This is a genomic window from Nocardia sp. NPDC059180 (assembly GCF_042754945.1).
GTDB lineage: Bacteria > Actinomycetota > Actinomycetes > Mycobacteriales > Mycobacteriaceae > Nocardia.
In genome coordinates, this window is sequence record NZ_JBHZBU010000009.1 from 212,839 (window position 1) to 226,108 (window position 13,270).

Here is a 13,270-nt window from a genome sequence, read left to right on the forward strand (position 1 = left end):
CTCCATCCCTGCTCCTCGTTCACGACCCGAACCGCCCTCGGGGTCGAGTGCTGTCTACTAGGTTTCGACGCACGCGACCCCGGTTCGGTTCCATCGGATCTCGGCCGACTTCGGCCGGATCTCCCGCAGGGAAATCTACTGGGCCCGGCCGGGCGGGCCAAGCGCAGGCGAGGAGCTACTTCTCCCCTAACCGCCCCTGATCGGTCTTCTTCCACTCCCCCGACCCATCCGGATTCCGGTGGTACTCCCACGCCGCATAGTCACCGTCGTCTTCCACCACGGTCACATGGTCGGCATACCCATCGAGGTCGGTATCCGTCCAGACGTGCATACCGTCGTCGTCGGTGGTGGTGATGGAGTCGAGGATGCCGTCTCCGTTGATGTCCTGGGTGGGGCTGTTGAGTTCGACCGCACCGAGGCCGTCCAGGGACGAGGATGCGTCGATGTCGGGCAGATCCAGGCCGGGGAATTCACCCGAGCTGATCATGGCTCCTCCTGAAACGGGACTCGTGTGGGGCGCGGTCGCCAGGCGAATGGCGGACCGCTACATCCTGTCATCCACGAGCGGTTGCCGTCGAGTGCGTACGCAGGCACACAAAGGCGGCCGCGCGAATACCGCGCGGCCGCCGTTCAGGTTCCAGGGGTGTCGGCACCGCACCCCCAGCCCTCACTTCTTGGGGATGATCAACCAGAGCACCAGGTAGAGCAGGAACTGCGGGCCGGGCAGCAGGCAGGACAGCACGAAGACCAGGCGGACGATGTTGGCGTTCCACCCGAAGTATTCGGCGATGCCGCCGCAGACTCCAGCAATCCACTTGTCGCTGGTGGAGCGGGTGAAACGGCGTGCGGGTGCGGTCATGGGAACTCTCCTCGGTGTCGATCGCTACGACATCCACTGTCCGCGTATTCCGCCGGGACGGCATCGGCCACGCTGCTGATACCCACCCTGATTTCTGCCAGGGCCGGACTCAGGGTGACCCCTGGCACACGGCACACTCATGCAGGTGAGCACCACTCTGCACGCGCGCGACCTGTCCGCTGAGCACGGCGAACGCACCCTGTTCAGCGGCCTGGATCTGACCCTCGCTCCGGGCGACGTGATCGGCTTGGTCGGTGTGAACGGCGCAGGCAAGTCGACGCTGCTGCGCATGCTGGCCGATCGCAGAGCAGCGAACGGGACCATTACGCTCAGCCCACCAGACGCCACGATCGGCTACCTCGCGCAGGAGCCCGAACGCCTTCCTGGCGAAACCGTGCTCGAATTCCTCGGCCGCCGAACGGGTGTGGCCGCCGCCCAGCAAGTCATGGATGACGCGGCGGAACGTCTCGCTGACGGCGGAGACGACGAGTACTCACCCGCCTTGGAGCGCTGGCTGGCGCTCGGTGGCGCGGACCTGGATCAGCGAGCGCTGGAGGTGGCCGATGAACTCGGTCTCGCTGACAGCCTCGCCAACGGCCTCGATACCCCGATGATCGGCCTGTCCGGCGGTCAAGCAGCCCGCGCGGGCTTGGCCTCGGTGTTGTTGTCCCGCTTCGATATTCTTCTGCTCGACGAGCCGACCAATGACCTGGATCTGGACGGTCTGGCCCGCCTGGAGCAGTTCGTGACGGGCGTGCGCGTCCCACTCATGGTGATCAGCCATGATCGAGAGTTCCTGGCCCGCACCGTGAACCGGATCGTCGAACTGGATCTGCCGCAGCAGCGCGTCGACGTCTACGACGGCGGCTACGAGGCATTCCTGGCCGAACGCGAAATCGCCCGCAGGCACGCCCGCGAAGCCTACGAGGAATTCGCCGACACCAAGGCGAATCTGGAGTCCAGGGCGCAGATGCAACGCAACTGGCTCGAACACGGCGTGCGCAACTCTCGACGCAAAGCCCGCGTCGACTCCGACAAGGCAGGCCGCAAGATGCGTGCCGAGTCCACCGAGAAGCAAGCCGCCAAAGCCAGGCAGACCCAACGCCGGATCGAACGGCTCGAAGTGGTCGAGGAACCACGCAAGGAATGGGAGCTACGGATGACGATCGCCGCCGCACCACGCAGCGGTTCGGTCGTCGCCACCCTGTCCGAAGCAACGGTGCGCCGCGGCGATTTCACCCTCGGCCCGATCACGACCCAAGTCGACTGGGCCGACCGTATCGTCCTTACCGGCGCAAACGGTGCCGGTAAATCCACTCTGCTAGCCCTACTGCTCGGAAAGCTACTGCCGGACAGCGGAACCGCGATGCTCGGCTCCGGAGTAGAAATCGGCGAGGTCGACCAAGCGCGCGGATTGTTCCGCGGCGAATCCGCCCTCGCGGACACTTTCGGCACCGAAATGCCCGACTGGCCGGACGCCGAAGTCCGCACCCTCCTCGCCAAGTTCGGCCTGCGCGGCCCGCACGTCCAGCGCCCCTGCGAAACTCTGTCTCCCGGCGAACGCACCCGAGCCGCCTTGGCCCTACTCCAGGCCCGAGGCGTCAACCTGCTGGTCCTCGACGAACCGACCAACCACCTCGACCTGCCCGCCATCGAACAACTCGAGCAGGCCATCGAATCCTTCACCGGCACCATGCTGCTGATCACCCACGACCGCCGCATGCTCGACTCCGTGAGCGCCACCCGCCGCTGGCACCTGGCCGACGGCCAGTTATCCGAACGCTGACGAACGCGCAGATCATCGGCTGGCACTCACCGTGATCTCGCCGGCGGTGACCGGAGTGGCGGTAGCCGTCAAGACCGCCCGGGAACGGTGTGCAACTCACGGTTCCCGGGCCATGGCCGAGATCAGATGCGCGTCATGACCGACGCGTATCCGCCGCCGCCGGGATAGACCCATTCGCCGGTCACAGTTGTGCCGTCGGCGTCGAAGGCGCCCTCGTAGTAGGCGGGACTCCCCTTGACCCCGCCCCAGATCGTCAGTTTGTCACCGACGAGTTCATAGACGTAGTCGAAGGTATTGCCGAGCGAGTCGTAGTACCGCGACATCACGTCGGTGCCGGTCGGTTCGCCGAACGGGCGCAGGTTGCCGATCACTTCCATGCCGACGACCGGTTCCCCGAACTGCGTGAGGTCGATGTGCTGGATCAGGAAGAACCGGCCGAACATCCATTCGTAACGCACGGTTCCTTCCGCGCCGCCGGTAACTTTCCAGGTCCCGATGAGACGCTCGAGGGCCTTCACTTCGGTGCTGGGCTGTGACTGGTTCTCGATCATTGTGATCCTCCTGTGTGGGTTGTTGCTGCTACCTCGAAGCCGGCCGGCCGACTTCGACACTCAATTGCTGTGACCTGCATCACAGTCAAAGGGTGTCGGATTCCGCGTTGCGGCTCCGAGGTAGCAAGCGATGACTCGCCAGCACCGCCTGACACGATTCACGAAACTGGATAACGTGACTCCCACCCGATGTGGAGGATGAACCATGAAATACCTGCTGCTCGGCTACACCCCGGCCACCGCATGGGACGCGGCCACCGCCGACACCCCCTCGGAGGAGGCGCTCGCCGCGTTCGCCACCTACCAGCGGCTGGAACAGGAACTGTTCGAGTCCGGCGAATTCGTCCGAAGTGAGGGCCTCGGGCACCCCGCGGTCAGCACCACCGTCCGCAAGACCCCCGAGGGCGTCATGGCGACCGACGGCCCGTTCGCCGAGCTGAAGGAGGTGCTGGCAAGTTTCGCCGTGATCGACGTGACCGGCCAGGAACGCGCCGTCGAGATCGCCGCGCGCATCGTCGAGGCGCTCGGCGAACCGATCGAGATCCGGCCGATCATGGGCGAGGACTTCACCGCATGACCCCCGACGTCGAGCACCTGTTGCGCACCGAGGCGCCGCAGGTGCTCGGCGCGCTGGTCCGCCGCTTCGGTCGTTTCGACATCGCTGAGGACGCGGTCCAGGAAGCACTGCTCGCCGCCAGCCAAACGTGGCCGGACGAGGGCGTTCCCGATAATCCGCGCAGCTGGCTGATCCGCATCGGATACCGGCGGATGGTCGACCTGCTCCGCTCCGACCAAGCCCGCCGCCACCGCGAATTGCAGACCGGAACGGCAGAGTTGGCAATGAGCGAACCGGCCCGAGCAGCGCACACCGTGAACGCCACCGACGACAGCCTCACCCTGCTGTTGCTGTGCTGTCATCCCGCACTGGGCCACACCTCCCAGGTGGCGCTCACATTGCGCGCCGTCGGCGGCTTGACCACAGCCGAGATCGCGCACGCCTACGGCGTCACCGAGGCCACCATGGGTACACGGATCAGTCGCGCCAAACGGCAACTGGCCCAGGCCGGTGCGCGCTTCACCCCACCCACCGACGCTGACCGTGACAGCCGCACAGCATCAGTCATGAGTGTGCTCTACCTGATCTTCAACGAGGGCTACACGGCCACCGCGGGCGACGAACTCGCACGGGTCGATCTGACCCGCGAGGCGATCCGGCTGACCCGCATGCTGCACACTTCGATTCCCGATGACCCGGAAGTGACCGGCCTACTGGCCCTGATGCTGCTCACCGAGTCCCGCCGCACCGCCCGCAGCTCGTCCGGCGAACTGGTTCCGCTCGAGGATCAGGACCGAACGCAGTGGAACAGCGACCTGATCGGCGAAGGCACCACGCTCATCGACAGCGTCTGGAACCGCGGCCAGGCAGGCCCGTACCAACTCCAGGCCGCGATCGCCGCCGTGCACGCCGCGGCCTCCGCACCGGAGGAGACCGACTGGCCCCAGATCGCGATGCTCTACCTGTGGCTCGAACGTCTCACTCCCACCGCCCCGGTCCAGCTCAGCCGCGTCGTGGCGGTCGCCCACGCCTACGGCCCGGCCCGCGGCCTCGCCCTACTGGACGACCTCAACCGCCACCACCACCTCGATCAGAACCCGCTGACCCGCCAACGCGAACACGCCGTCCGCGCCCACCTGCTCCAGCAGACCGGCGACACCTCCACCGCGGCCACACTCTTCCGCGAGGCCGCCGACCTGACCAGCAACGAGGTCGAACAGCGCTACCTACGCGACAAAGCCGACCACCGCGAATGAGGGGCCGGGCCTGTCTCGGGCTCGCGGACAAGCAGTTTCACCGACCACTCCGGCCGAACCGGCTCCGGTTGTAGAGCCGCGGGAATCCACCCACGCCGGCCGACGAGCCACGCCCTAGGATCGACCTCGCTGATGCAATGAACGGGGAGCGAGCACGATGCAAGACGGTGAGGTCTTCGCCGGCTATACAATCGACCGCCAACTGGGTCGAGGCGGGATGGGTGCGGTATACCTCGCACGACACCCTCGCCTCCCACGTCGGATCGCCTTGAAGCTGCTCAATCAGGAGCTGTTCACCGATAAAGAGCTGCGGGCCCGTTTCGAACGCGAAGCGGATCTGGTCGCGCAGCTCGAGCACCCCAATATCGTCACCGTCTACGACCGCGGCGCCGACGACGGCAGGTTGTGGATCTCGATGCAGTACATCGAGGGTATCGATGCGGCGGACGTCGACCCCCGCACCCTGCCGCCGCATCGGGCCGTCCAGATCATCGCCGAGACCGCCAAGGCCCTCGACTTCGCCCACGGCAGAGGCGTTCTCCACCGCGACGTCAAACCCGCCAACATCCTGCTCGCCAACAGCACCAACGGTCAGGAACGCGTCTACCTCACCGACTTCGGTATCGCCCGCATCGCCGACGAAGCGAGCCGGCTCACCCAAACCGGTTCCTTCACCGCCACTCTCGCCTACGCCTCGCCGGAGCAGCTGACCGGTGCCGCGATGGACGGCAGGTCGGATCAGTACGCGCTCGCCTGCACGCTGCACTGGCTGCTGACCGGCGCCGCGCCCTTCGAATCCACGCACCCCGCCACCGTCATCCAGGGGCATCTGCAACAGCCACCGCCGCCGGTCACCGCGGCTCGCGCCGATCTACCCCCAGTCATCGACGCGGTAATGAACCGCGCCATGGCGAAACGTCCCGTCGACCGGTTCGCCTCCTGCACCGAGTTCGCGGAAGCGGCTCGGCGAGCGTTGATCGGCGAGGCCCCGCAGTTCGCGGCATCGCCCACGCCCGCCGCGGCCATGCCTGTCGCGGCGGCGCCCGTCGCGCCACCGCTCGGCGCGGGACAGCGCAACGGATACCCGGCACCTGTTCACCAGCAGCACGCGCAAATGCGCCAGCAACATGGGCATGTGCCGCATGGCGCGTTCCCCTATCCTCCGATGCGGCCGCGGCGTTCGAACGTGGGATGGATTGTCGGACTCAGCATCATGCTGGTCATCGTTGTAGTTGCGGGCATCGGAACCGCCGTTGCGCTCGCAAACCGGGACAAGACCCCAGAGCAGCGCCACCTCGAAGAGATGCGACTCGCCTTCCCCGATGTGCTGCCACCCGGCGAGATTCCGGCCGGCCAAACATGGGGGCAGGGCACCGGATTCGACGGCATGGGTTGCAGTGCTCAGGTAATGAGGGACGGTCTCCAGCTGCACTGGTATTTCATCAACAATCCCGCCCCGGATATGGGTCGACCAACCGCATATTGGGAGTGCGGTTATGCCAACAGTTACATGATCCCGGAAGACAACATCCGATGGCCCGACGTCCGTATCTTCCGGTACGAGTCGGCGTCGGAAGTCCAGCAGGTTATCCGCGGCCTCGGCGCCCAGCCCAAAGAGCAAGATCTCAATAACAACGGCACAAAGTACACAAACGTCAAAGCCGGATCCGAACCCACGTCGGCTCCGCGGATCGCGACAACCTTCCCGAACGATCCCGAGCGCGAGAACCTGCTGGTCTACTCCTACGGCCTCGGTGCCAGCAACGACCCGTCATTGGACCAGCTGCTGGATTGGTGGAAGAAATTGCCGCTCGATTGAGCATTGGTGGGCGATCTCGGGTAGAACCGCCTCAGCACTTCCGGTAAATGCGGACTGTTCGCGGGCCCTTTTGAGCACCTCCCACTGCTGGGAATCTTCCTCATCCTGTTCGTCGCCGGAGCTTGGCAGGATCACCGATTGCCATGCGGTAACCGATCGCCAATGTGACGTTGCCCGTATGCGCGATCGATTGTGTGTTGGAAGGACTGTTGAACAATGCGTGTGCTCAAAAACGGAGCCCGGCTCGGCCTTGCCGTAGCGGCAATTCTCGCCGGATCGCTGACCATGGCCGCCCCAGCGAACGCCGCGTCATCCCCGGCGGCGGCGTGTGGAGGCGGTAGCTATCACGTTATCGACAGCCACAACCTGGATGGTTACGCCACCGTCTATCTGCTCTACAACGGCAGAACGAACTGTGTCGTCACCTGGAAGAAGCTCGACATCGGGAAAAAGACATGGACCTCGGCTGAGGTTGGACTCTGGAACACCAATCCTCAGGTCGACTACGGGCAGTTCGCATACTATGCCGGTCCCGTGAAGGTGGATGCCGCAGGCAAATGCATCCGGTGGGGAGGTTCCGCCCAGCACAACGGCAGGACGAGCGCCTGGTCGCCGAACGGCCCTACCCACTGCGGCTGAGCCGTGTAAGCCCCGGAATACGGAGCATCCCGACGACTCGGTCGAATACTCCAGACACCTTGTCTGGCACGCCGATTCCCGATGGACGAATCGGCCAGAGCGCCTTCGGCTATTCGGCCTGGACGTGAACGTCGGGCATGAAGTCCTGCGAGTACGGGAGCAGCCGGACGTGAGCCTCGGGTCTTAGTTGGGCTCGAGGCTCACGTCCCGCGCCCGTCACTCAGGAGCGGTCGAACTTGCCGGTGGTGATTCCGGTGGTGAAGGCTTCCCAGTCGCTGGGGGCGAAGACGAGGGCGGCGCCTGCCGGGTTGTTGGAGTCGCGGACGCCGACGAGGTCGTTATCGAGGAAGTCGACTTCGACGCACTCGCCCGTTGGTTGACTCCGACTGCTCTTGAACCAACGGGCATGGGCTAGGTCAACTGTCACGCCAGAAACTCCTTTGCTACCTGCCGAACTGTCAACGGCATCCAGTGCATGCTCCCGCAGGCGAAGATGTTAACGGCCGCGTTCAGATCGCGGTCGTGGGTCGTGCCACACACGCAGGTCCATTCGCGGACGTGTAGGGGTTTCTTCTCGCTCACGACTGCGCACACCGAGCACAGGCGGGTGGACGGGAACCAGCGGTCCACCCGGGCGAAGGTGCGCCCGTATCGGGCGGCTTTCTCCTCGAGCATGCGGGTGAACATGCCCCACCCGGCGTCGTGCACCGACTTCGCCAGCCGGGTGCGAGCCAAACCCTTCACGCACAGGTCCTCGACGTACACCGCTTGGTTGTCGCGGATGATCGTCCTGGACTGCTTGTGCGCCCAATCTCGCCGGGTGTCGGCTACTTTCGCGTGCGCTTTCGCGACCCGGACACGGGCCTTCGCTCGGTTCGCGGAACTCTTCTGTTTGCGGGACAACGCCTGTTGCGCCTTCCGCAACCGGTGTTCGGCTTGCCGCAGAAATCTCGGCGAGGCGATCGTCTTGCCGTTCGACAAGACCGCGAACGTGGTCAGCCCGAGGTCGATACCGACCTCGGAGTCCGAAGTGGGTAACGGTTCATTGTCCACTTCGACCACGAACGACGCGAAATACCGGCCCGCCGCGTCCTTGACGACCGTGACCGACGACGGGGCCGACGGCAACTCCCGCGACCAACGGACCGCGACGTCGCCGATCTTCGGCAACCGCAGCTTCCCGCCCGCCGTCACCGCGAACCGGGCATTGCGGGTGAACCGGATCGACTGCCGGTTGTCCTTGCGAGACCGGAACAGCAGAACCTACCGGTCTAGGGCACGCTCGGGCCTTGACGGCCCTCCGCGTCCGCCTTCACCACCGCCCTGAAGGGGCGGCGCACTAGCGGACATTCCGGTAGCTGCCGCCTTTACGCTCCGTACCGTCTCCGTTTCAGGCCAAACGACCCTACCGCTAGGTTGAGGTCGTGAGTGGTACCGAAGGTTTGCAGCAGGTCCTGGCGCATGGCGCATCGGCCGACCTCGCGTTGGGGATCGACACCCGCCTGACGCTCGTCGCCACGGGCCTCATCTTCCTGTCCGCCCTGGTCCTGGGCACCTGGAAGTACCACGGCATCCGCACCTCGCCCGAAGGCGCCGCCCACATCTACGTCGATATCGCCCACCGCGCGGCACTCATGTACGCCTTCGCCGGCCTGGTCCTGGCCGTTTTCACCGAGCTGAGCGCCTGGCCGACGGCGGTGAACCTGATCGCCGATGCCGTCGTCTTCGCGTTCTTCGTCGGCGCCATCGCCACCTACGCCTGGCACGGCTACCGTCGCGACACCACCAACCAGTTCCACGGCGATATCGACACGAGCCTGCGCCTGACCATGTTCGCGCTCATCGCCGGAGAGATCGGCGGTTTCCTGGTCTTGTTCGCCGGGTTCCTGGTCGGCCAGTTCTGACCGACCGAGCGATATGACCGCCGGACTCTGCCGCCCGAAGAGCGCCAAGGAACTCTGGCGTTTATGGCTGTCGAGACGCAGACCGTCCTCGATTCCGAACTGGATAGTCGTCCCTCGCCCCCGACCTGGAAACCACAGAGTTCCCTCATGAATCGCCGACGCGCGACCGCGACCCGGCCCCGTAGAGTTCGCGGTGAGCAATGAGGAGATCGAACATGGCCGGTGAGCGCAACGGGTTCCTGCTGCTGGGTGGGGCGGCATCGATCGGGGCGGGTGCTTTGCACGTGTTCGCCGCGGGGCTGCATACCGAGCACACCACGCTCGCCCGGCTGATGGTGGTGCTGGCGGCGGCACAGTGCGTGGTCGGGCTGCTGGCGTCGGTGAGTACGCGAAAGGCCATGCCGGTCATGGTGATCGGGGTGAACCTCGGCGCGGTGGGGATCTGGGGGTACACCCGGTTCGCGGGGCTGCCGTGGCCTGACGGTCTCGGTACGGCCGAGGCGCCGCAGTTCCTCGACAGTGCGTGCGCGGCGCTGGGGGTGCTCGCGATCGCTGGTGCGACCGTCGCCCTGGTGCGGCCAGGGGCCAAACTGCCGATGGCATCGACCGCGACCGCCGCCGGTCTGGCCGGTGTCCTCGCTGTCGCGGCGATGCTCGGCGGCGCCGGACATGTGCACAGCCACGGCGAGGGCGGCGACCACACTCATGCTGCCGCCGGTGGCGATCACAGCCACGGCGGCGACCATGGAACCGGCGGCGGCCACAGCCAGGGCGGCGGCGACCACGGGACCGGCGACGCATGGCCGCGGCCCTGGGATCCGGCGACTCCGATCGACGTGTCCGGCGTACCAGGCGTAACCGCCGCGCAGGAGCAGCGCGCGACCGCCCTGATTCGCAGCACCCTCGACCAGCTGCCCGCGTTCGCCGACGTCAATTCGGTCGGCGCGCTGGGTTTCCGCTCCATCGGCGACTCGGCCACCGGTTACGAGCACTACATCAATGCCGGCTACATCCGCGATGACCGATTCCTCGACGCCTCCTACCCTGAATCGCTGGTCTACCGGGTCGACGGCGCCGATCGGACGCTGGTCTCGGCCATGTACATCGCCAAGGACAAGACGATCGACGACCCCGAGCTGGTGGACTACGGCGGGCCGCTGATGCAGTGGCACGTCCACGACAACCTCTGCTGGAAGGCCGGCGACAACGGTCCGCAGGTCGCCGGTGTCACCGACGAACAGGGCAACTGCCCGCCCAACTCGGTCAACCCCGGCGCGGGCAACCCGATGGTCCACGTGTGGATCACCGCCCACAAGTGTGGACCGTTCGCGGCCCTGGAGGGCCACGGCGCGGGGCAGGCGGCTGCCGGCACAGACGGCCGTCGCACCGATACCTGCGCCCACGACCACTCCGGCGGGCACCGCTGAGTCACGCCAGGCGCGACCATCGCAGCCCTGTTGGGGTTGATGTCATCAACACCTGAACGCAAACCCATCACGGATACGACGTGGGCCGCGGGTCCTACGCGGCATAGCCGTCGGATACACCGGCCGGGGCTCAACGGGCCAGGAAATGCCAGCCGAGCCAGAACCACAGCGGCAGGGTGAGTAGGCGGGCGGTCCTTGTGCGTAGCGCGAGGGCGACGACCACACCGAGTGACGCGAGGCTGTCGCGGCGTAGATGCGCCACGGCCGTGAGGGCCAGCGCGATGCCGAGAAGGATCGCGAAACCGGTGATGATCACCGCCCTGTCGGTCATCGCCGCACCAACCACCAGCCGGCCGCGAGCCACGCCAGCCATCCCAGCAACCGCAGCGGTCCCTGTTCCAGAACCGGATCTATCAACGTCGACAGCGTCGGATAGTCGTAGTGCGCGATCGACCGATCCGGTTGCCGCACATAGGCATAGCCCTGCCAGGCGAGGATTGCCGCCAGCAGCGTCCACCAGACCACCACTCCCCTGCGCATTGCCTTGGCGCGCAGCGAATCGGGCACATCCTCGATCGAGCCGGGTTCAGCGGCACCCGAGCCCGCTCTTTGCTCGGGCCGCGGCACCCCAGAAGTCGACATGCCGGGTCGATCGGATACCGGCACCGACCCACGATCGGAGGTGCCGCCCATCTCGCCACCGTCCGTCCGGCCAACCGATGGGAATCGGACGGTCGAGGGCGGAAAAAGTGCCAGGACCAGCGCCGCGAGGCCGATGAGTACGACCAGCGTGGTCGAGGCCCAGTGAAACGGGGGCGTGAGCGTGCCGACTATGGCCAGCGCGACCAGGCACATCAGAGCTACAGCACGGTGCCCGAAGATCGGGCGGCGAGTGGGCAACGGCTCATGAGCCATGAGTCGGAGGATACGGCCGACCGACCGACAGACCAGCGGAAATGCGGCACAACGTCCATGTTCAACGCGATTGCGCTGCGGGTATACCGGTTCGCCGTTGCGCAGACGACGGCAACACTCAGTGCGAGGGCGCCGAAACCCGCTGAACCGCCGCGACCCGCTCGGCCATATCATCGGCCAAACGCTGAGCCTGGCCGAGGTCTGTGGCTTCGACCATCACCCGGACCAGTTGTTCGGTCCCGCTGGGGCGCAACAGGACTCGACCGGTCTCACCGAGCACCCGTTCGGCTTCGGCGACGGCGTCGAGGACGTCGGTGGCGGCCATGACGGCGGCCTTGTCGTTGACAGGAACGTTCACCAAGATCTGCGGGACGGTCTGCAACACTGATGCCAGATCCGCGAGGGTGCGGCCGGTGACGGCCATGCGGGCCATGAGTTTCAGACCGGTGAGGATGCCGTCGCCGGTGGTGCCGTGTGCGGGGAACACCACGTGACCGGACTGTTCGCCACCGAGCGTGAACTTGCCACGGCGCAGTTCCTCGAGCACGTAGCGGTCGCCGACGGCGGTGGTGCGCATGGTGATTCCGGCCTCGCGCATGGCGATGTGCAGGCCGAGGTTGCTCATGACGGTGGCGACGAGGGTGTTCTCGGCGAGCTCGCCGGCATCGCGCATGGCGAGCGCGAGGATCGCGAGGATGGCGTCGCCGTCGACGACATTGCCGTCGGCGTCGACGGCCAGGCAGCGGTCGGCGTCACCGTCATGAGCCAGGCCGAGGTCGGCGCCGTGTTCACGGACGGCGCGGCGCACCTGGTCGAGGTGGGTGGAGCCGCAGCCGTCGTTGATGTTGAGGCCGTCGGGGTCGGCGCTGATCGCGATGACGGTCGCGCCTGCTTCCCGATACGCGGCCGGACCCACCTCGGAGGCCGCACCGTGCGCGCAGTCGACGACGACGGTGAGGCCGTTGAGCTCCTGCCCGGTCGCCTCCACCAGATGTTCGACATAGCGCTCATGGGTGCCGGCGACGCTGTACTGATCAGGAATGGCGAATCCGTGATCGCGCACACCCGAGGAACCGACCACCCGGCCGATGCCCGCACCGGTCGGGCGCACCGGCGCCTCGGCCATCACGGCCTCGATCCGGTCTTCGATGGCGTCGTCGAGCTTGTGCCCACCGGCGGCGAAGATCTTGATCCCGTTGTCGGGCATGGGATTGTGCGAGGCGGAGATCATCACGCCGAGGCACGCGTCGTAGAGGCCGGTCAGGTAGGCGACGGCAGGGGTCGGCAGCACACCGACCGACAGCACGTCGACCCCGGCGGCGGTCAACCCCGCGGTGACGGCGGCTTCCAGCATTTCGCCGCTGGCCCGGGGATCACGCCCGACGACGGCGAGCGCCCGCTTCTTGCCGCGGCTCAGAATCTGTGCCGCCGCTCCGGACACGCGCAGCGCAAGCTCCGGTGTCAACGATTCATTGGCCAGCCCGCGAACCCCATCGGTGCCGAACAGACGTCCCATACCTCGCCCCTCGATCGATGAATCCTGCTCCGAACGCGACCG

General features: G+C 66.3%; 15 protein-coding genes. 7 read left to right on the forward strand and 8 right to left on the reverse strand.

From position 1 onward, the window contains the following. Positions 1-175: 175 nt before the first annotated feature. Positions 176-487 carry a DUF6802 family protein gene (locus tag ACFXNW_RS25495; RefSeq protein WP_379420313.1) on the reverse strand — a complete coding sequence of 104 codons (312 nt, stop codon included), beginning with the start codon at positions 485-487 and terminating at the stop codon, positions 176-178. Positions 488-667: 180 nt separating this feature from the next. Further along, a complete protein-coding gene (locus ACFXNW_RS25500) occupies positions 668-859 on the reverse strand; it encodes a PspC domain-containing protein (protein WP_379420314.1) in 192 nt (63 codons plus the stop codon). A 139-nt stretch (positions 860-998) separates the two neighbouring features. On the opposite strand from ACFXNW_RS25500, the gene ACFXNW_RS25505 reads away from it, so the two are divergent. After that, on the forward strand, positions 999-2,645 hold the full coding sequence (locus tag ACFXNW_RS25505) for an ABC-F family ATP-binding cassette domain-containing protein (RefSeq protein WP_379420315.1): 1,647 nt from the start codon (positions 999-1,001) through the stop codon (positions 2,643-2,645). A gap of 122 nt (positions 2,646-2,767) precedes the next feature. Here ACFXNW_RS25505 and ACFXNW_RS25510 read toward each other — a convergent pair whose 3' ends face one another. Beyond that, complete coding sequence (locus ACFXNW_RS25510) at positions 2,768-3,196, reverse strand: hypothetical protein (RefSeq protein WP_379420316.1); 429 nt, start codon at positions 3,194-3,196, stop codon at positions 2,768-2,770. A gap of 205 nt (positions 3,197-3,401) precedes the next feature. Between ACFXNW_RS25510 and ACFXNW_RS25515 the strand changes: the two genes are divergently transcribed. From ACFXNW_RS25515 to ACFXNW_RS25530, 4 genes are all read left to right on the forward strand, one after another. Continuing rightward, positions 3,402-3,773 carry a YciI family protein gene (locus ACFXNW_RS25515; RefSeq protein ID WP_379420317.1) on the forward strand — a complete coding sequence of 124 codons (372 nt, stop codon included), beginning with the start codon at positions 3,402-3,404 and terminating at the stop codon, positions 3,771-3,773. Then, the gene (locus ACFXNW_RS25520; protein ID WP_379420318.1) at positions 3,770-5,008 is read left to right on the forward strand and encodes an RNA polymerase sigma factor; all 1,239 of its coding nucleotides are present in this window, start codon (positions 3,770-3,772) and stop codon (positions 5,006-5,008) included. The genes ACFXNW_RS25515 and ACFXNW_RS25520 overlap by 4 nt, the downstream gene beginning before the upstream one ends. Before the next feature lie 157 nt (positions 5,009-5,165). After that, positions 5,166-6,827, forward strand: a complete 1,662-nt coding sequence (locus ACFXNW_RS25525) for a serine/threonine-protein kinase (RefSeq protein ID WP_379420319.1) — start codon at positions 5,166-5,168, stop codon at positions 6,825-6,827. Positions 6,828-7,043: 216 nt separating this feature from the next. Continuing rightward, on the forward strand, positions 7,044-7,466 hold the full coding sequence (locus ACFXNW_RS25530; protein ID WP_379420320.1) for a hypothetical protein: 423 nt from the start codon (positions 7,044-7,046) through the stop codon (positions 7,464-7,466). 220 nt (positions 7,467-7,686) lie between these two features. Here the strand turns inward: ACFXNW_RS25530 and ACFXNW_RS25535 are convergent, their stop codons facing one another. Beyond that, positions 7,687-7,893 carry a DUF397 domain-containing protein gene (locus ACFXNW_RS25535; RefSeq protein WP_379420321.1) on the reverse strand — a complete coding sequence of 69 codons (207 nt, stop codon included), beginning with the start codon at positions 7,891-7,893 and terminating at the stop codon, positions 7,687-7,689. Continuing rightward, the gene (locus ACFXNW_RS25540; RefSeq protein ID WP_379420385.1) at positions 7,890-8,726 is read right to left on the reverse strand and encodes an RNA-guided endonuclease InsQ/TnpB family protein; all 837 of its coding nucleotides are present in this window, start codon (positions 8,724-8,726) and stop codon (positions 7,890-7,892) included. Before ACFXNW_RS25540 ends, ACFXNW_RS25535 begins: the two co-directional genes overlap by 4 nt. 164 nt (positions 8,727-8,890) lie before the next feature. Between ACFXNW_RS25540 and ACFXNW_RS25545 the strand changes: the two genes are divergently transcribed. Then, positions 8,891-9,370, forward strand: a complete 480-nt coding sequence (locus ACFXNW_RS25545; RefSeq protein ID WP_379420322.1) for a hypothetical protein — start codon at positions 8,891-8,893, stop codon at positions 9,368-9,370. A 215-nt stretch (positions 9,371-9,585) separates the two neighbouring features. Further along, positions 9,586-10,797 carry a hypothetical protein gene (locus ACFXNW_RS25550; RefSeq protein WP_379420323.1) on the forward strand — a complete coding sequence of 404 codons (1,212 nt, stop codon included), beginning with the start codon at positions 9,586-9,588 and terminating at the stop codon, positions 10,795-10,797. 130 nt (positions 10,798-10,927) lie between these two features. Here the strand turns inward: ACFXNW_RS25550 and ACFXNW_RS25555 are convergent, their stop codons facing one another. The 3 genes from ACFXNW_RS25555 to glmM form a co-directional block, all read right to left on the reverse strand. Next, positions 10,928-11,128 (reverse strand): DUF6186 family protein, encoded by a 201-nt coding sequence (locus tag ACFXNW_RS25555; protein ID WP_379420324.1) that lies wholly within the window; start codon positions 11,126-11,128, stop codon positions 10,928-10,930. Continuing rightward, positions 11,125-11,712 (reverse strand): hypothetical protein, encoded by a 588-nt coding sequence (locus tag ACFXNW_RS25560; protein WP_379420325.1) that lies wholly within the window; start codon positions 11,710-11,712, stop codon positions 11,125-11,127. The genes ACFXNW_RS25555 and ACFXNW_RS25560 overlap by 4 nt, the downstream gene beginning before the upstream one ends. 118 nt (positions 11,713-11,830) lie before the next feature. Continuing rightward, on the reverse strand, positions 11,831-13,228 hold the full coding sequence (glmM, locus tag ACFXNW_RS25565) for a phosphoglucosamine mutase (protein WP_379420326.1): 1,398 nt from the start codon (positions 13,226-13,228) through the stop codon (positions 11,831-11,833). Positions 13,229-13,270 lie beyond the last annotated feature (42 nt).